Annotated in this window: 12 protein-coding genes; 5 read left to right on the top strand and 7 right to left on the bottom strand. The window is 73.0% G+C overall.

Features of this window, described 5'->3' with window-relative positions; translation table 11 throughout:
• The first annotated feature begins 41 nt into the window (after positions 1–41).
• The 4 genes from VSH64_RS17305 to VSH64_RS17320 all read left to right on the top strand — a co-directional run bounded on the left by VSH64_RS17305 (position 42) and on the right by VSH64_RS17320 (position 5,757).
• The gene (locus VSH64_RS17305) at positions 42–866 is read left to right on the top strand and encodes an NAD-dependent epimerase/dehydratase family protein (RefSeq protein WP_326836642.1); all 825 of its coding nucleotides are present in this window, start codon (positions 42–44) and stop codon (positions 864–866) included.
• 197 nt (positions 867–1,063) lie between these two features.
• A complete protein-coding gene (locus VSH64_RS17310; RefSeq protein ID WP_326836644.1) occupies positions 1,064–1,942 on the top strand; it encodes an AraC family transcriptional regulator in 879 nt (292 codons plus the stop codon).
• A 123-nt stretch (positions 1,943–2,065) separates the two neighbouring features.
• Positions 2,066–3,988, top strand: a complete 1,923-nt coding sequence (locus VSH64_RS17315; RefSeq protein WP_326836645.1) for a maleylacetate reductase and hydroxyquinol 1,2-dioxygenase domain-containing protein — start codon at positions 2,066–2,068, stop codon at positions 3,986–3,988.
• A gap of 14 nt (positions 3,989–4,002) precedes the next feature.
• Positions 4,003–5,757 (top strand): FAD-dependent oxidoreductase, encoded by a 1,755-nt coding sequence (locus tag VSH64_RS17320; protein WP_326836646.1) that lies wholly within the window; start codon positions 4,003–4,005, stop codon positions 5,755–5,757.
• A 72-nt stretch (positions 5,758–5,829) separates the two neighbouring features.
• Here VSH64_RS17320 and VSH64_RS17325 read toward each other — a convergent pair whose 3' ends face one another.
• From VSH64_RS17325 to cmk, 7 genes are all read right to left on the bottom strand, one after another.
• A complete protein-coding gene (locus VSH64_RS17325) occupies positions 5,830–7,377 on the bottom strand; it encodes a P-loop NTPase family protein (RefSeq protein ID WP_326836647.1) in 1,548 nt (515 codons plus the stop codon).
• A gap of 110 nt (positions 7,378–7,487) precedes the next feature.
• Positions 7,488–8,384: a peptidylprolyl isomerase gene (locus VSH64_RS17330; protein ID WP_326836648.1), complete on the bottom strand. Its 897-nt coding sequence runs from the start codon at positions 8,382–8,384 to the stop codon at positions 7,488–7,490.
• 57 nt (positions 8,385–8,441) lie between these two features.
• Positions 8,442–9,860 (bottom strand): M1 family metallopeptidase, encoded by a 1,419-nt coding sequence (locus tag VSH64_RS17335; protein ID WP_326836649.1) that lies wholly within the window; start codon positions 9,858–9,860, stop codon positions 8,442–8,444.
• An 82-nt stretch (positions 9,861–9,942) separates the two neighbouring features.
• Entirely contained in the window at positions 9,943–13,821 is a 3,879-nt protein-coding gene (locus VSH64_RS17340; protein ID WP_326837968.1) for a Pls/PosA family non-ribosomal peptide synthetase, read from the bottom strand.
• A gap of 394 nt (positions 13,822–14,215) precedes the next feature.
• On the bottom strand, positions 14,216–15,715 hold the full coding sequence (der, locus tag VSH64_RS17345; RefSeq protein WP_326836650.1) for a ribosome biogenesis GTPase Der: 1,500 nt from the start codon (positions 15,713–15,715) through the stop codon (positions 14,216–14,218).
• Positions 15,716–15,730: 15 nt separating this feature from the next.
• Complete coding sequence (locus VSH64_RS17350; RefSeq protein ID WP_326836651.1) at positions 15,731–16,390, bottom strand: lysophospholipid acyltransferase family protein; 660 nt, start codon at positions 16,388–16,390, stop codon at positions 15,731–15,733.
• Positions 16,387–17,103 carry a (d)CMP kinase gene (gene cmk / locus VSH64_RS17355; protein ID WP_326837969.1) on the bottom strand — a complete coding sequence of 239 codons (717 nt, stop codon included), beginning with the start codon at positions 17,101–17,103 and terminating at the stop codon, positions 16,387–16,389. Before cmk ends, VSH64_RS17350 begins: the two co-directional genes overlap by 4 nt.
• 253 nt (positions 17,104–17,356) lie before the next feature.
• Between cmk and VSH64_RS17360 the strand changes: the two genes are divergently transcribed.
• Positions 17,357–17,722: a DUF4267 domain-containing protein gene (locus VSH64_RS17360; protein WP_326836652.1), complete on the top strand. Its 366-nt coding sequence runs from the start codon at positions 17,357–17,359 to the stop codon at positions 17,720–17,722.
• Positions 17,723–17,745: the final 23 nt, after the last annotated feature.

Below are 17,745 nucleotides of genomic sequence, written 5' to 3' on the forward strand. Positions count from 1 at the left end.
CCGCCGCCACTTCCCCGTTTCGTTGTTTCGAGAGGAACCCCATGGCAGACCAGCGCGTGCTGATCACCGGATCGGCAGGCATCGTCGGCACCCTCATGCGCTCGCGGCTGCGCAAGCCCGGCCGCGTGCTGCGGCTGCTCGACCTGGCCGAGCAGGCCCCCGCCGAGGCGGACGAGGCCGTCGAGATCGTGACCGGCTCGGTCACCGACCGCGAGGCGATGGTGGCGGCCTGCACCGGTGCCGACGCCCTGATCCACCTCGGCGGCCACAGCCGCGAGAACACGTGGGAAGCCACGCTCGACGTGAACATCAACGGCACCCACACGGTGCTCGACGCGGCCCGCGAAGCCGGCGTCAAGCGGGTGATCCTGGCTTCGAGCAACCACGCCGTGGGGTTCCGCCGCAACGCCGACGCCGGTGAAGCCGGCCTGCCCGCGGACTCGAGCCCGCGCCCGGACACCTACTACGGCGTGAGCAAGGCGGCCATCGAGTCGCTCGGCAGCCTGTACGCGTCGCGGTTCGACCTGGACGTGATCGTGATCCGCATCGGCTCGTGCTTCGAGACGCCGCTGCCGCTGGGCCCGCGGGGGCTCACCACGTGGCTCTCCCCCGACGACGGCGCGCGCCTGTTCGAGGCCTGCCTCAGCGCGCCCTCCCCCGGCTACCGGCTGGTGTGGGGCGTCTCGGACAACACCCGGCGCGTGTACTCGCTCGCCGAGGCCGAGGCGCTGGGGTACAAGTCCCTCGACAACGCCGAGGTATACGCCGAGCAGCTCGCCGGCAAGCCCGCGCCCACCGGGGCGGCCGCGGAGTTCGTGGGCGGGCCGTTCTGCACGGCGCCGCTCGGGCAGTTCAACCCGCTGTGAACCACCGGCCCTGAACCACCTGCGCTGAACCCCGGGTACTGACGACCGGCACCGAGATCCCGGCGCTGAGTCACCGAGCACACCTGGTTGCCCGTGGAGGCCCGCCGACCTGCCCGGCGGGCCTTCACGGGCGCCGGCGGCCGGGCCCGCACGCCTACACTCGTGGTGTTCCCGACGGCGTGGCGAGGAGGATCCGGGTGGGTGAGCTGTCGACCGCCGACACCAACGGCATCCTCGCGCTGCCCTGGATCCGGCCCGAACGCACGAGCGCGGGCCTCGGCTGGGAGCAGATCTACCTGTCGAAGCAGCACGAACGGCCCCACCGCGGCCTGTTCGCCGCCGCGCCGACCCACCAGCTCATCCTGCACCTCGCCGGGCCCGTCACGGTCCGCCGCGGGCTCGGCGCCGCCCAGCAGAGCCGGCGCGTGCCGGCCGGCGGCCTGTTCCTGCAGCCCTCGCACGCGGACCTGTCCGTGGAGCTGGGCGGCGAGCTCGACACGCTGCACGTCTACGTCGCCGATTCCGCCGTGCAGGAGGCCTCGGGCGGCGACGCGCCGATCCGGCTCGCGGAAGAGCTCGGCACCGTCGACCCGCTGCTCGAACAGCTGCTGCTCTCGCTCGACGGCGTCGTGCGCGACTGGGAGCCGAGCGCCCGCACCTACGCCGACCAGCTGTGCGCCCTGGTGGCCACGCACCTCGCCCGCCGCCACCGCGCCGGGCGCGACACCGTGGGTCCGGCCCCGGCGCCCGCCGCGCTGTCCGACCGGCAGTTCGAGCAGGTGCGCGAGCTGATGACCGAGCGGCTCGCCGAGCCGCTGGGGCTGCCCGACCTCGCGGCCGTCACGGGCCTGAGCGTGAGCCGGTTCGCCCGCCGCTTCAAGGCCCGCACCGGCCTGCCGCCGCACCGCTACCTGCTGAAACTGCGCGTGGAGCAGGCCGGGCTGCTGCTGCGCACCTCCAGCGACCCGATCGCCGACATCGCGGCGACCTGCGGGTTCTCCCACCAGGAGCACCTCACCCGCGTGCTGCGCACCCAGCTCGGCACCACCCCGGCCGTGCTGCGCCGGGAGGGCTGAACGCTCCGCATCCCCACCGCGGCCGGCGGCGCGCGCGTTTCGTGCTGCCGACGCGACCGGTTCGTGCAGGAATCCCCCCGGCGTCATCCGGATACTCGAGACACCCGCGTGGAAGGACCAACGATGTTCAGCTACACCGCCAACCCGGCCCGGGTCGTCTTCGGCAGCGGCACCCTCGCCTCGCTGCCCGACGAGGTGCGCCGGCTCGGCGCCACCCGCGTGCTGCTGCTCGGGAGCCCGCCGCTGGCCGGGCCCGTGGACCGCGTCGCCGACGCGCTCGGCCCGCTGCTCGCCGCCCGGTTCGACGACGCCACCATGCACACGCCCGTGGACGTGACCGAGCGCGCGCTCAAGGTCGTGACCGAGAACGACGTCGACTGCGTCCTCGCCATCGGCGGCGGCTCGACGACCGGGCTCGCGAAGGCGCTCGCGCTGCGCACGGACGTGCCGCAGATCATCGTGCCGACCACCTACGCGGGGTCGGAGATGACGCCGGTCCTCGGCGAGACCGCCGACGGGCGCAAGGTCACGCAGACCTCGCCGAAGGTGCTGCCCGAGGTCGTCGTGTACGACGTGGACCTCACCCTGAAGCTGCCGGTGCAGGTGTCGCTCACGAGCGGGATCAACGCGATGGCCCACGCCGTCGAGGCGCTCTACTCGCCGGACGCCAACCCGATCGTGGACCAGTTCGCGCTCGAGTCGATCCGGCTGCTCGCCGCCGCGCTGCCGCGCATCGCCGCCGACCCGTCCGACGCGGACGCCCGCGCCCAGGCCCTGCGCGCCGCGTGGCTCGCCGGCACCTGCCTCGGCTCGGTCGGCATGGCGCTGCACCACAAGCTCTGCCACACCCTCGGCGGCAGCTTCGACCTGCCGCACTCCGAAACGCACACCGTGGTGCTGCCGTACGCGATGGCGTACAACACCTCCGGCGCGCCCGAGGCCATGCGCCGCATCGCCGAAGCGCTCGGCGCGCCGGACGCCGCCACCGGCGTGTACGACCTCATCGCGAGCCTGCCGGTGCCGCACTCGCTGGGCGAGCTCGGGTTCACCGAGGACGACATCGCGAAGGCCGCCGAGATCGCCACGGCCAAGCCGTACCCCAACCCGCGCGAGGTCACCCGCGAGGGGATCGAGGGGCTGCTGCGCCAGGCCTGGGCCGGCACGCGCCCCGCGGCGGCCGAGGGGACGAAGCCCGACCTGCGCAGCCTCACCGCCGAGGTCGTGGACAGCTTCGCGACCGCCACCGACTCGCGGCTGCGCGAGCTCCTCCAGGACCTGGTCCGCACGCTGCACGCCTACGTGGTGCGCACCGACCTCACCCAGCAGGAGTGGGAGTACGCGATCGAATTCCTCACGCGCACGGGGCACATCACCGACGACAAGCGCCAGGAGTTCATCCTGCTCTCCGACACCCTCGGCGTGTCCAGTGTGGTCGACGTGCTCACCAACTCGCGGACGCCCGACACCACGCCGTCAGCTGTGCTCGGCCCGTTCTACGTGGAGGGCCCGCCGGAGACCGAGCAGGGTGCCGACCTCGCCGCGGGTCTGCCCGGAACTCCACTGTGGACGGACGTGCGCGTCACCGAGCCCGACGGCACCCCGGTGGCCGACGCCGTGGTGGACGTCTGGCAGGCCAACGAGGACGGGTTCTACGACGTGCAGCTGCCGGACCTCGAGGGCCCGGTGCTGCGCGCCCGCTTCCGCACCGACGCCGAAGGCCGGCTGCGGTACTGGTCGATCGTGCCCTCGGCCTACCCGATCCCGGCCGACGGCCCGGTCGGGCAGATGCTCGGCTCGGTCGGGCGCCACCCGTACCGCGCACCCCACGTGCACTTCATGATCGCCAAGCCCGGTTACCGGACCCTGGTGACGCAGCTGTTCGTCAACGGCGGCGACTACCTCGACTCCGACACCGTGTTCGGCGTCAAGGACGGCCTGATCGTCGACTTCGCCGAGCAGTCCGGCACCGCGCCCGACGGCCGCGAGCCCGCCCAGTGGCGCCGGCTCGACTTCACCTTCCACATCTCCCCCGCTCCCGCTCACTGACGAGGACTCCCACCATGACAGAGTTCGACACCGACGTGATCGTGGTCGGCAGCGGACCGGCCGGCGGCTCGGCCGCGCTGGCGCTGGCGACCTACGGCGTGCGCACGGTTCTGGCCACCAAGTACGGCTGGACGGCCAACACACCGCGGGCCCACATCACCAACCAGCGCGGCATGGAGGTCCTGCGTGACCTCGGCGTCGAGGACCAGGCGCTGGCGCAGGGCACCCCGCCGGAGCTGATGGGCGACACCGTTCTGTGCACCTCGCTGGCGGGCAGCGAGATCGGCCGCATCACCAGCTGGGGCACCGGGGAGCGCTCGGCGGCCGAGTACGGCGCGGCGAGCCCGTGCCACATGATCGACCTGCCGCAGACCTACCTCGAACCGATCCTGGTCTCCAACGCGGCCCAGCGCGGCGCGAAGCTGCGGCTGGACACCGAGTTCCTCGACTACACCCAGGACGCCGACGGCGTCACCGCGCGGTTCCTCGACCGCGTGCGCGGCGACGAGTTCACGCTGCGGGCGCGGTACCTCGTCGGTGCCGACGGCGCGCGCAGCCGCGTCGCGGAGCAGGCCGGGCTGCCGATCGCGGGTGAGACGGGCAAAGCGGGCTCGATGAACATCACGTTCAAGGCCGACCTCGCGCAGTACGTCGCCCACCGGCCGAGCGTCCTGTACTGGGTGATGCGCCCGGGCGCGCACCTGGGCGGGATCGGCATGGGCCTGGTGCGCATGGTGCGGCCGTGGAACGAGTGGCTGCTCGTGTGGGGCTACGACATCGCCGGTGAAGCGCCGGAGGTCGACGTCGACGAGGCCACGCGGATCGTGCGTGACCTGATCGGTGATCCCGAGCTCGACGTCGAGATCACCTCGACGTCACTGTGGACGGTCAACCACTCGTATGCCACGCAGTACTCCAGCGGTCGCGTGTTCTGCGCCGGCGACGCCGTGCACCGGCACCCGCCGTCCAACGGGCTGGGGTCGAACACGTCGGTGCAGGACTCGTTCAACCTGGCGTGGAAGCTCGCGATGGTCGTGCGCGGGGAAGCCGGTGAGGGACTGCTGGAGACGTACTCGGCCGAGCGCGCGCCCGTGGGCAAGCAGATCGTGGACCGGGCGAACCTCTCGCGCGACCAGTTCGGCCCGATCTTCGAAGCGCTCGGCATCTCGGGCGGCACCGACTCCGACGGCATCGCGGCCGGCCTGGCCGCCTGCGAAGCCGCCACGCCGGACGGTGCGCGCCGCCGCCGGCAGCTGGAGAAGGCGATCGAGCTGAAGAACTACGAGTTCAACGCCCACGGTGTCGAACTCGACCAGCGGTACGCCTCGACCGCCGTACTCGCCGACAGCGCGGCGCCGGCCGCCGACGGGCGCGACCCGGAGCTCTTCCACCACGCGACGACCGCGCCGGGCGCGAAGATCCCCCACGTGTGGCTCGTCGGCGCCCACGGCCGCCGGGAGTCCACTTTGGACCTGGTGGGCCACGGCAAGTTCACCGTGGTCACCGGGCTCTCCGGCGCCGCGTGGCAGGGGGCGGCGGAAAAGGCGTCCGCCGAGCTCGGCCTGGACCTGCGCGTGCTGACCGTCGGCGCCGACGACGCCCGCGACTCCTACGGCGACTGGACCCGCGCGAGCGAGATCGACGAGGCCGGTGCCCTGCTGGTCCGCCCGGACGGCTACATCGCCTGGCGGCACCCGACCGGCGCCGCGGAACCGGAAGCGACGACGGTGCTGCTGGCCGCGTTGAAGTCGGTGCTGTCCCGCGCCTGAGCTCGATGCGCACACTCCGCCCGTGGGGTCACTTCGGTGGCTCCGCGGGCGGACTGCGTTGTCGGGCTTCGGTTACAGGCCTTCGAGATCCACGGCTTCGCGCGCGAGGCTGAACCCGTCGGGCGGCACACCCTTCGGGAGCGTGAGCCACGTACCGCGCGCGTGCGGCCGACGAGCGGCGTCCCGGCCGAGCAGCAAGGCGACGTAACAGCCGTAGTCGATGGCGAAGCCGTCGTAGAGCGTGCCGGGCCGGTTCGGGTCGGCGAGCCCGCGGCGCAGCACGTGCAGCAGGCGCGCGTCGTAGAGGTCGGCGATCACGGCGTGGCGCGGGCCCGGCGACCGGTCGAGCAGGAAGGTGCGCGAGCGGCGGCGGCCGACGACCTCGTCGACCAGCAGGCGCAGCAACGTCGTGGCCGCTTCGTCGGCGCTGATCGCGCTGTGTTTGTCGCGCAGGTACCAGTCGCGGGCGGCGAGGCGCACCTCGCGCAGGCCGATGGGCTGGTCGTGCGCGTGCTGGGCCGCGAGCGCCGCGATGTTGATCGCGTCGCGCGGCACACCTTCCGCGGCGCGCACGAGCTCGCTGAAAGCCGTGCCACGAAAGGTTTCCGCCACGAACGCCTCGGCGTCGGCCGGCGGCGCCGGCAGCGTGGTGACCAACCGGACGGCGGCGTGGTTGTGGAACAGCTGCCCGAAGAACTCGAGCGCACGGGCGCGGCCGTCGTCGAGGATCATGATGTCGTCGAGGCTCACCGCCGACGCCGCGTCGGCACCGACCTCGATGCCGAGGTGGTCGCCGTCGGCGAGCCGTTCCCGAAACCGGGAGCGCCGTTCGATGGCCGCGATCTTCACCGTGACCCCGGCGGTCGGCAGGAACGTGCGGCGCAGCAAATCGGCCAGCAACGGCTGCAGCTGCAACGGAAGCGCGCTCCACTCGTCGAGCAGCAGCCACAACCGCCGGCCCGCCAGCGCCCGCACCACCGCCCTCAGCGCGCGCCCGAGCGGGCCGAACACCACGTGGTGACGCTCGGTGCCGGTGCGGCGCAGCCGGCTCTCGCCACCGGCGGACCGCTTGTGCCCCAGCGAAATCCGGGCCGCGGGCGCCAGACCGAGCTCGACCCCGAGCGCGGCCTCTTCGGCCACGCTCGCCCGGGTCTCGCGCTCGACCTCGCCCACCACCTCGACCGCGGTGCCCGCCTCGGCCAGCGCGTCGAGCGCCGGCAGCACCGCACCCGGATCGCCCAGCTCCCGCTCGACGACCGCGGCCAGCAATGCCTCGTGCACCGCCTCGATGGTGTCCACGAGCAGCTGCGTGCCGCGCACGGCCGCCTCCGTTTTGCCGTCCTCGTACAACCCGCCGGCGCTGCCGAGGGTGCGCAGGTCCACGTAGACGGCCACGTCGCCGGTGCGGTCCACGAGGTCGCTCAGGTAGAGCAGCGCGTGGGTCTTGCCGGCGCCGCGGCGGCCGTAGAGCACCTGGTGGTCGGCCGAGTGCAGCATCGCCGAAAACGACCCGGCCGCCACGAACGTCCGCGTGAGCGTGGCCCGGTCCGACGACTCCGCCCGGCGCGGAATGCCCAGGAGCGCTTCGTTCAGGTGCCGTTGCCGCCGCACGGAAGCCATCGGGAGAGCCTGCCGTCCCGCCCGGCGGGACCACAGCCGCCGTCCGCGTGACGGCCGGGGTGACGTCCCGCGCCTGGCATGCTCAGCCCGGGATCAACAGCGCGGGAAACTCAGCCCTGCGCCGTCACCGCCGTGAAGGTGACCGGGATCCGCGGCTTTCCCGTGCCGTCGCCGTAGGTGCCGGCCGCGGTGGTGTCGATGCCACCGCGGGCGACCTTGTCGAGCACGGTGAGGCCGCCGTCCGAGATGGTGCCGAACACCGTGTAGGTGGGCGGGATCGGGGTGTCGCCGAACATCAGGAAGAACTGGCTGCCGCCGGACGTGGGCTGGCCCGTGTTGGCCAGCGCGACCAGGCCGCGGCCGTAGGTCAGCTCCGGGAAGAACTCGTCGGGCACGGTGAATCCCGGCCCGCCCGTGCCGTCGCCGGCCGGGTCGCCGCACTGCAGCATCTGCAGATCGGTCGTGCCGAGGCGGTGGCAGCTGGTGCCGGTGTAGAAGCCTTCCTTGGCCAGCGTGAGGAAACTCGCCACGGTGCACGGCGCGAGCGCGCGGTCGAGCGTGAGCCCGATATCGCCGGCCGTGGTCGCGAGGTTCACGGCGACCGTGCCGCTCGCGGGTTCCGGACCGTCGGCGGGCGGCGTCGCGGGCTTGGCCGCAGGCCCGTTCGGGTCGGCCGGGTAGCTGCAGCTCGACGGGTCCGCCAGCGGCTGGCTGCGGTGCGGCTCCGGCGTGCGCGCGGACGGGATCGAGGCAGGCGGCCCGTTTCCGGCCGACGGCACCGAGCCGTCCGACGGAACCGAGCTGTCCGAGGACGGCGCCGCCGCGGCCGCGCCCGGCACGACGTGCCCCACGCCCGCCACCGCGCGCGTGGGCCGGAGGAACCCCGGGGCGACGAACGCGGTCACCCCGAACACCACCACGACCACCGCCACGGCGCCGAACACCACCCAGGCACCGGTACCACTGCCACTCCGTCGCGGCGGACCGGGCTGCTGCGGCCACGTCATGGACGCCCCCTTCGTCAGGCGGTCATTCTGCCCGCTGCGGCCCGCGAAAGCACCGGATCACAGCGGCGGCAGCGCGGGTGTTTCGAGCCATGTGGTGAAGAACGTCCGCAATGACCGGCCCGCGTAGACCTCGGCGGACTCGACGAACTCCGCCGTGCTCACCGTGGCGTGGCGGTGCTCGGCGGCCCAGGCCTTCACGAGCGCGAAGAACGCCGGGTCGCCGATCTCGCCGCGCAGCGCGTGCAACGTGAGCGCGCCGCGTTTGTACACGCGCTCGTCGAACATCCGGACCACGCCCGGATCGCTGATGCGCAGGTCGGCCGGCTTGGTCTTCAGGCGCGCGTGCCACATCCGCGCCAGCGAGTCCGTGGTCGGGCCGCCGGACTCCTCCGACCACAGCCACTCGGCGTAGGTCGCGAAGCCCTCGTTGAGCCAGATGTGGCGCCAGTCGGCCACGGTGAGGCTGTTGCCGAACCACTGGTGTGCGAGCTCGTGCACGACCAGGCGCTCGTGGGTGCGGCGGCCGTCCACGTGGTTCGCGCCGAAGATCGACATCCCCTGCGCCTCGATCGGGTCGTCCAGGTCGTCGTCGGCCACCACGACCACGTACTCGCCGAACGGGTACGGCCCGAACAGCCGCTGCAGCACGTCCATCATCCGGCCCTGCCGGCCGAAGTCGCGCGCGAACGGCTTGCGCAGCCGCGGCGGCACCGCGGCCCGCTGCGGCACGGTCGCCACCACGGACTCGACGCTGCTGCCGCGCCCGAAGCCGAGCCGCAGCCGGAACGAGCGGGCCTCGGGGTGCGAGAACCAGCCCGCGCCGGGCCCGGCCACGAGCTCCACGTCGTCGTAGCGCCCGACCTGCACGCTCATCAGGTAGGTCGCCGTGGGCTCCGGCCGCTCGAACACCCAGGTGGCGGTGCTCGCCGCCTGCGTGCGCGACACGAGGTTCCCGGTCACCGCCACCAGGTAGGTCGACCCCGTGGTCACCGTGACGCGGTAGCTCGCCTTGTCGGCGGGGTGGTCGTTGCACGGGAACCACGACGGCGCGCCGATCGGCTGGCTCGCCACGAGCGCGCCGTCGGTGAGCTCGTCCCAGCCGATGTCGCCCCAGCGGCTCGGCACCGGCCGCGGGTTGCCGACGTAGCGCACCTCCACGCGGAACTCGGTGCCCTCCGGCATCGAGCGAACCGGTTTCACCTGCAGCTTCAGCCCGCGCCGCAGGAACTTCGCCGGCCGGCCGTCCACGAGCACCCGCGAGATGCGGAACTCGCCGAGGTCGAGCGTGAGCCGCGACAGCGCCTGCGTGGCCACGCAGGTGAGCACCGCCGTGCCGCTGAGCCGGTTGGGCCCCACGCGGTAGTCGAGATCCAGGTCGTAGTGGCGGACGCGGTAGCCGCCGTTGCCGTGACCGGGGAGGTACGAATCTGCCGAGGTTTCGGCGCCGGGAGCCGGCGCGGCAGCCTTCGAGGTCACCCGAGCAGAACCCCGCTTTCCATGAGGTGGTCGTCTTCCAGCAGGATCGCGCGGATCTTGGCGGGCCGCAACGGTCGCGGGCTCACCGACGCCAGGTCGAGATCGGGTTGCCGAGCCAGCGCGTGTCCGCCGGCACCGCGTCGCCGCGCGTGACGAGCGAACCCGGGCCCACGGTGGTGCGCGCGCCGATGCTCGCGCCCGGCAGCACGATGCCGTGCGGGCCGAGCGTGGCACCCTCGTCGAGCTCCACCCGCGACATGCTCATGATCCGGTCGTGGAACAGGTGTGTCTGCACCACGCAGCCGCGGTTGATGGTCGCGCCGTCGCCGAGGCGGACGAGGTCCGATTCCGGCAGCCAGTACGTCTCCAGCCACACGCCGCGCCCGATCTTCACGCCCATGGTGCGCAGCCAGGCGGTGAGCAGCGGCGTGCCGCCGACCGAACCGATCAGCCACGGCACGGCGAGCGTCTCCACGAAGGTGTCGGCCAGCTCGTTGCGCCACACGAAGGAGCTCCACAACGGGTGCTCGATCGCGCGGAACTTCCCGACCAGCAGCCACTTCATCATGGTGGCGGTGAGCGCGGCCACGATCCCGGCGGCCAGCAGCACCGGCCCGGCCAGCAGTGCGGCGATGCCGAAGCCGTAGAGCGACGCGATCGCCAGCAGGGCGAACGCGACGCCCACGCTCAACGCGACCCCGCACATCACCGGCACGATCCGCAGCACCTCCACGAACGCGCGCGCGGCCTTGAGGTGCAGCGCCGGGGTGTAGGTGCGGCTCGTGTCGGCGTCACCGACCGCGCGGCGCACCGGCAGCGGCGGCATACCGAGGTAGGACGAGCCCTTCTTCGCCTTCAGCGGCGTCGAGGACAGCACGCCCACCAGGCCGCGCTTCGGCACGGAACGGCCCGGCGCGGTCATCCCCGAGTTGCCGAGGAACGCCTGCTTGCCGATGCGTGCCGGTGCGACGTGCAGCCAGCCGTGGCCGAGCTCGTAGGTCGCGACCATGGTGTCGTCGGCGAGGAACGCGCCGCTGTCGACCTGGGTCATCTTCGGCAGCGCGAGCACGGTCGACGCCTCGACGTTGCGGCCCACCTTCGCGCCGAGCAGCCGCAGCCACACGGGCGTGAACAGGCTGGCGTACAAGGGGAACAGGCCTTCGCGGGCCATGCCCATGAGGCGCTCGGTGGCCCACACCTGCCACGCGACGCGACCGTGGACCGGGTGGTAGCCCTCGACCATGCCGACGCCGAGCGCGCGCACCCCGGCCAGCACCAGCAGCGCGTAGGTGAGGAAGTAGGCGAGGGTGGCGAGCGGCGCGAAGATCAGGGCCTGCGTGAGAGCGGCCGGCAGCGTCGGCGCGCCCCAGATCGCGGAGCCGAGCACGGCCACGCCCGGCAGGGCCGCGATGCCCGGCAGGAACCCGAGCACGAGCGAGGTGATGCCGTACACGGTCGCCCAGAAGCGCGACCGCGGCGGGCGGCTGCCCGGCCACTTCAGCGCGTCTTTGGCGTTGCCCGAGCGCACCGCGGGCGAGCCCGCCCAGCGCTGCCCGGCCGGCACGGCACCGCGCACGGTGGAACCGGCGGCGATCTCCGCGCCCTTGCCGATGCGCGCGCCCGGGAACAGCGTGCTGCGCGAACCGATGCGCGCCTCGGCGCCGACGCGGATCTTGCCGATGTGCACGAGGTCGCCGTCGACCCAGTGGCCCGTGAGGTCCACCTCGGGCTCCACGGCGGCACCGCGGCCCAGCTTCAGGAAGCCGGTGACCGGCGGCGGCGAGTGCAGGTCCACGTCCTTGGCCACGCGGGCGCCGAGCGCCTTCGCGTAGGTCGTCATCCACGAAGCACCCGCGACGCTGTCGGCGCCGCTGAACTCCGCGAGCTTCTCGGCCGTCCACAGCCGCAGGTGCACGCTGCCACCGCGCGGGTAGCTGCCCGGGCGCACGCCCGAGAGCAGCACACGGGCACCGCCGGCGGCGATCGCGATGCGCCCGGCCGGGCTGAACAGCACCAGCCACGCGAGCACGAGCCACGCCCAGTTCAGCGTGGGCGCCCAGGAAACCCCGAGCAGCGACAGCAGGTTCGAGGCCACCGCGGCCAGCGTGGCCCAGCGCAGGCCGACCAGGCCCATGAGCGGCAGCATCAGCACGGTCTGGATCACGCCCGCGCGTCGCGGCGTCGGCGCGATCTCGCGGCGTTCGGTCTCCTGGCCGCTGAGCTTGTCGAGCATCGCGGCCAGCGACCCGAGCTTCGGGTGCTGGTAGATGTCGTTCACCGACACCTCGGGGTGGCGGGTGCGGATGCGCGCGATGAGCTGCGCGGCCGTGAGGCTGCCACCGCCGTGGGTGAAGAAGTCGGCCTTCGGCTCCGTCACGGACACACCGAGGATCTCGGCCCAGCCTTCGGCCAGCCACGCCTCGGTGGCGGACAGACCCGACCCGCCGGCGTCCACAGTGGACAGCGGCCACGGCAGCGCGGCGCGGTCGACCTTGCCGGAGGTGCGCGTGGGCAGGTCGTCGATCACCGCGAGCAGCGGCACCAGCGCGGCCGGAAGCTGCTCGCGCAGCCGGGTCGCGGCGTCATCGGCGTCGAAGGTCGCGCCGGCACTCGGCACGACGTAGCCCACGAGGACCTGGTTGCCCGCCTTGGTGCGGCGGACCGCGGCGGCCGCGCCCTGCACGCCGGGCAGCGACTGCAGCGCGGCGTCGACCTCGCCCAGCTCGATGCGGCGGCCGCCGAGCTTCACCTGCTCGTCGAGGCGGCCGAGGAACAGCAGCCCCTCGTGCTCGGCGCGCACCATGTCGCCACTGCGGTAGGCGCGCTGCCAGCCCAGTGAGGGCAGCGGCGCGAACTTCTGCGCGTCCTTCTCCGCGTCGAGGTAGCGCGCGAGACCGACGCCGCCGATCACGAGCTCACCGGTCTCGCCCATGGCGACCGGGTCACCGGCCTCGTTGACCACGGCGAGCTGCCAGCCCGCGAGCGGCAGGCCGATGCGCACCGGGCCTTCGCCGGTCATCTGCGCGGCGCACGCCACCACGGTGGCCTCGGTGGGGCCGTAGGTGTTCCAGACCTCGCGGCCTTCCACGGCCACGCGCTCGGCCAGCTCCGGAGGGCACGCTTCGCCGCCGAAGATGAGCAGGCGCACGTCTTCGAGCGCATCGGCGGGCCAGAGCGCGGCCAGCGTCGGCACGGTGGAGACGACGGTGATCTGCTGCGCGATCAGCCACGGGCCGAGGTCGACGCCGGTGCGGACCAGCGCGCGCGGCGCGGGCACCAGGCAGGCGCCGTGGCGCCACGCGAGCCACATCTCCTCGCACGAGGCGTCGAACGCCACGCTCAGGCCCGCGAGCACGCGGTCGCCGGGGCCGATCGGCTCCTCGGTGAGGAACAGCTGCGCCTCGGCGTCCACGAAGGCCGCGGCGGAGGCGTGGGTCACGGCGACGCCCTTGGGCTTCCCGGTGGACCCGGAGGTGAAGATGATCCACGCGTCGTCGGCCGGGGCCGGCCGGCCCTCGCGGCCGCCGGGAGTGCCCGCGACGGTGATGGTGCCGTCGGTCACGACCGCGGCGACGCCGGCCTCGCCGAACACCAGCTCGGCGCGCTCCTCGGGGTCGTCCGCGTCGACCGGCACGTAGGCGGCGCCGACGGACAGGGTGGCGAGGATGGCGACGTAGAGCTCGGCCGTGCCGGAAGAGACCCGGATGCCGACGCGGTCGCCGAGGCCGACCCCGTGGCCGCGCAGGCGGCGGGCGTAGGTCTCGATCTCCTCGAGCAGCCGGCGGTAGGTCAAGGTGGTGGTGCCGTCGTCGATCGCGGCGGCGTTGGGGTGGCGCTCGGCCGTGTCGGTGAGGATCTGCAGCAGCGTGCGCTCGCTGGCGCCGAGACCGGACCAGAACAGGGCGCGGTCGGCCACCGGGGCGGCGGACGGCGCGTGGGTGACCTCGGCCACGCAGGCCAGCGCGGCGGCCGGGTCGTCGACGACGGTCGGCTCGGCGACGGCGGGAACCGTGGCCGGGATCTGGAGAGCGACGTCGGTGGTGGGGGCGTGGTCGGCGGTGAGGGTCACCGGGCCACCCCGTTACCCCGCGTGATCGCGGGTTTCAGAAAAAGGACGTGCGGGGTCGTACTGTGCGGGCGCAAGCCCATCACTCACCTTTCGCGAGCGTCATTCGGGCTGGCTCTCCGAATGAGGCGCCCGGTGCAGCCGTCCACGATACGCCAAGGTGAACGTCAGATAGCGCAAGGGTCACAGCCGAGTGTCGGACGTCACCGGCACCCCGAATCCGTTGTGGGTACCAAAACGCGCCGGGGAAGACTTCTCCCCCGGCGCGTCGGACCGGTGTTCGCCGAGCTCAGCGGGTCTTCGCGGCCTTGCCGCCGACCTTGGGTTTCGCCTTCTTCTCGCGCACGCGCACGTTCACCCGGACGGGGCTGCCTTCGAAGCCGAAGCGTTCACGGAACTTGCGTTCGATGAACCGACGGTAACCGGCTTCGAGGAACCCGGTCGTGAAAAGCACGAGCGTCGGCGGGCGGATGCCGGCCTGTGTCGCGAAGAGCACCTTGGGCTGCTTGCCGCTGCGCACCGGCGGCGGCGTGGCCGCGATGAGGTCCGAGAGCCACCCGTTGAGCTGGCCGGTGGGCACGCGCTGGTCCCACGACTTCAGGGCCGTGCGCAGCGCCGGCGCGAGCTTGCGCACCGAACGGCCGGTGAGCGCCGAGATGTTCACCTTCTCCGCCCACGGCACGCGCACCAGGCCGCGGTCGAGCTCGCGCACCATCGCGTGGCGGCGGTCCTCGTCCACGAGGTCCCACTTGTTGAAGGCGAGCACGAGCGAGCGGCCCGCCTCGACCACCATGGTGAGCACCCGCAGGTCCTGTTCGGACAGCGGCTCCGCGGCGTCGAGCATCACGATCGCGACCTCGGCCGCGTCGATCGCGGTCTTGGTGCGCAGCGAGGCGTAGTACTCGGCGCCGTTGGCCGAGTTCACGCGCTTGCGCAGACCTGCGGTGTCCACGAACCGCCAGGTGTCGCCGTCGAGCTCCACCAGCGAGTCGACCGGGTCCACGGTGGTGCCCGCGACCGAGTCGACCACCGAGCGCTCCTCGCCCGAGAGCTTGTTGAGCAGGCTCGACTTGCCCACGTTGGGCTTGCCGACCAGCGCCACGCGCCGCGGGCCCGCGCTCACGGAGCCGAGCTCGCGCGGCGCGGTGGGCAGGGCCGCGATGATCGCGTCGAGCAGGTCGCCCGAGCTGCGGCCGTGCAGCGCGCTGACGGGGTGCGGCTCGCCGAGGCCCAGGCGCCACAGCGACGCGGTGTCGGCCAGCAGCCGGTCGTCGTCCACCTTGTTCGCGGCCAGCAGCACCGGCTTCTTCGAGCGCCGCAGCACGCGGGCCACGGCCTCTTCGGTGGTCGTGGCGCCCACGGTCGCGTCGAGCACGAGCAGCACGGCGTCGGCCGTCTGCATCGCGATCTCCGCCTGCGCGGCCACGGAGGCCTGCAGGCCGGTCGCGTCGGGCTCCCAGCCGCCGGTGTCGACGAGCGTGAAGCGCCGGCCGCCCCAGTAGGCGTCGTAGGCCACGCGGTCGCGCGTGACACCCGGCACGTCCTGCACCACGGCCTCGCGGCGGCCGAGGATGCGGTTGACCAGCGTGGACTTGCCCACGTTGGGCCGGCCGACCACGGCCAGCACCGGCTGCGCGAGGTTCGCCTGCTCGGCGGCCCCCTCGGCCTCGATCTGCGCGTCGAGCGCGGCGAACTCGCTCTCGTCGGACCAGGTGCCGTCGATCTCGCCGGCACCTTCGAACTCCGCCGACACACTCTCTCCCGCGGAGGCGGACTCAAACCCTGTCATTGCTTCCCACTTCACCTACGGCGAGCCGATTCGGTTCTCGGCCCGCCAATCGTCCAAAGTCTTCACGAGCTCCGCGAGCCGCAGCCGCAGCTCTTCGGTGCCCTCTTCCAGGCCGGTCCGGCCCGGGCCCACCTTCGGCGTGAACGGCTCGCCGGTGAGGATGTCCACCCGCGGCCGCCAGCGCCGTTTCCCGTTCGCGGGCTTCAACGTGCCCCGCGTGGCCACCGGCAGCACGGTCGCCCCGGAGGCGCGCACCAGCCAGGCCGCGCCCTTCTCGGCCGCACCGACGTCACCCGCGCCCCGCGTGCCTTCGGGGAACACGCCGACGACCCCACCGGCCTTCAGCACACCCACGGCCGACATCAGCGGCGCCCGGTCGATCTCGCCCCGCTTCACCGGGATCTGGCCGATCGCCCGCAGGAACCGCCCGGCGGCGCCCTTGAACATCTCGGCCTTGACGAGGAACGCGGAACGCCGCGGCAGCATTCCGAAGATCAGCTGCGGCTCGATCATGGAGCTGTGGTTGGCGATGACCACGACCGGGCCGGTCTCGGGCATCCGGTCGCGCCCGTGCACGCGGATCCGGAAGGCCAGCCGCAGATGGTACCGGCCGAACACGCGCCCGGCGTCGTGCAGGAGGCCGTTCGCACCCTCGGGGAGAGCGCCACCGGTCATGCGCGCGCCTCGGCCTCGGCTCCGGCCGGGCAGTCGTCGAGCAGGCCGCGACGGCAGGCGAGCTCGGCCAGCGCGACGATCACCTGGTCGATGGACAGCTCGGAGGTGTCGACCGGCACGGCGTCCTCGGCCGCGCGCAGCGGCGACGCCGTGCGCGTGGAGTCGAGCCGGTCCCGGCGTTCGACGGACTCGCGGGCCGCCGCCACGCTCGTCTCGCGACCGGCGGCGCTGTCCTGGCCGCTGCGGCGCGCTGCGCGGACGTCGGCCGAGGCGGTGAGGTAGACCTTGAGCGGCGACTCGGGCGCCACGACCGTGCCGATGTCGCGGCCCTCCACGACGATGCCCCCGGTGGCGGCGAGCACGTCGGCGATGATCCGGCGCTGGCGCGCCACGAGCAGCTCACGCACCTGCGGCACCGCGGACACGGCCGACACCGCCTGGGTGACCTCGGGCCCGCGGATGTCGGCGGCCACGTCCTCTTCGCCGAGGCGCACCTCGGGCCGCTCGGGGCTGGTGCCGATGCTGAAGTGCACGTCGTGGGCGAGGTGGCCGACGGCGTCGGTGTCGGCCGGATCGGTGCCCGCGCGCAGCACGGCCAGCGTCACCAGCCGGTACATCGCGCCGGTGTCGAGGTAGCCCGCGCCCAGCCGGTCGGCGAGCTTGCGCGCGACCGTGGTCTTGCCGGTTCCCGACGGGCCGTCCAGCGCGACCACACCACGTAGGGCTCCCGTCACCGAAACTCTCCTCGCGTTCGTCGTGCTCTGCGTGATCGGCGTTCATTCTGCCCGTCGTCCGTCACGGCCGGTGAGGCGGCTCTGGTGGGCCGCGGCCGCCGAAGCGCGCGACGAGCGCCGCCGGCTGGTGGTCCCGGTGGCCGGGTTTGCATCCCAGCGTCGCTAGACAATCTAGTGCCGCTAGACTAGCGTCGTCATTGTTCCTAGCAATGCTAGATTTCTGGAGGACCCCATGATCGTCACCGCCTACGTCATCGCCGGCCTCGTCGCCGTCGGCATCATCTACGTCGGGCTGAGCTACCTGCTGGCGCCCGAGAAGACCGCCGCCGGTTTCGGTCTCGCCACGATCCCCACCGGCACCACGGCGTTCTTCCAGATCAAGGGCGTGCGGGACATCGGCACCGGGCTGGTGGCGGGCGTGGCGATGCTGGCGGGCCCGCACGTACTCGGCTGGATCCTGCTCGCCGAGGCCTTCATCCCGCTCGGCGACATGCTGATCATCCTGCGGCACCAGGGAAACCGCGTGATCGCGTTCAGCGTGCACGGCGCCACAGCGGCCGTGATGATCGTCGCGACGCTCCTGCTCGAGCTCGCGTGAGCCTCGCGAAACGGACAATGGGT

The sequence above is a fragment of the Amycolatopsis rhabdoformis genome (genome assembly GCF_035918295.1).
GTDB classification, from domain to species: Bacteria; Actinomycetota; Actinomycetes; order Mycobacteriales; family Pseudonocardiaceae; genus Amycolatopsis; species Amycolatopsis rhabdoformis.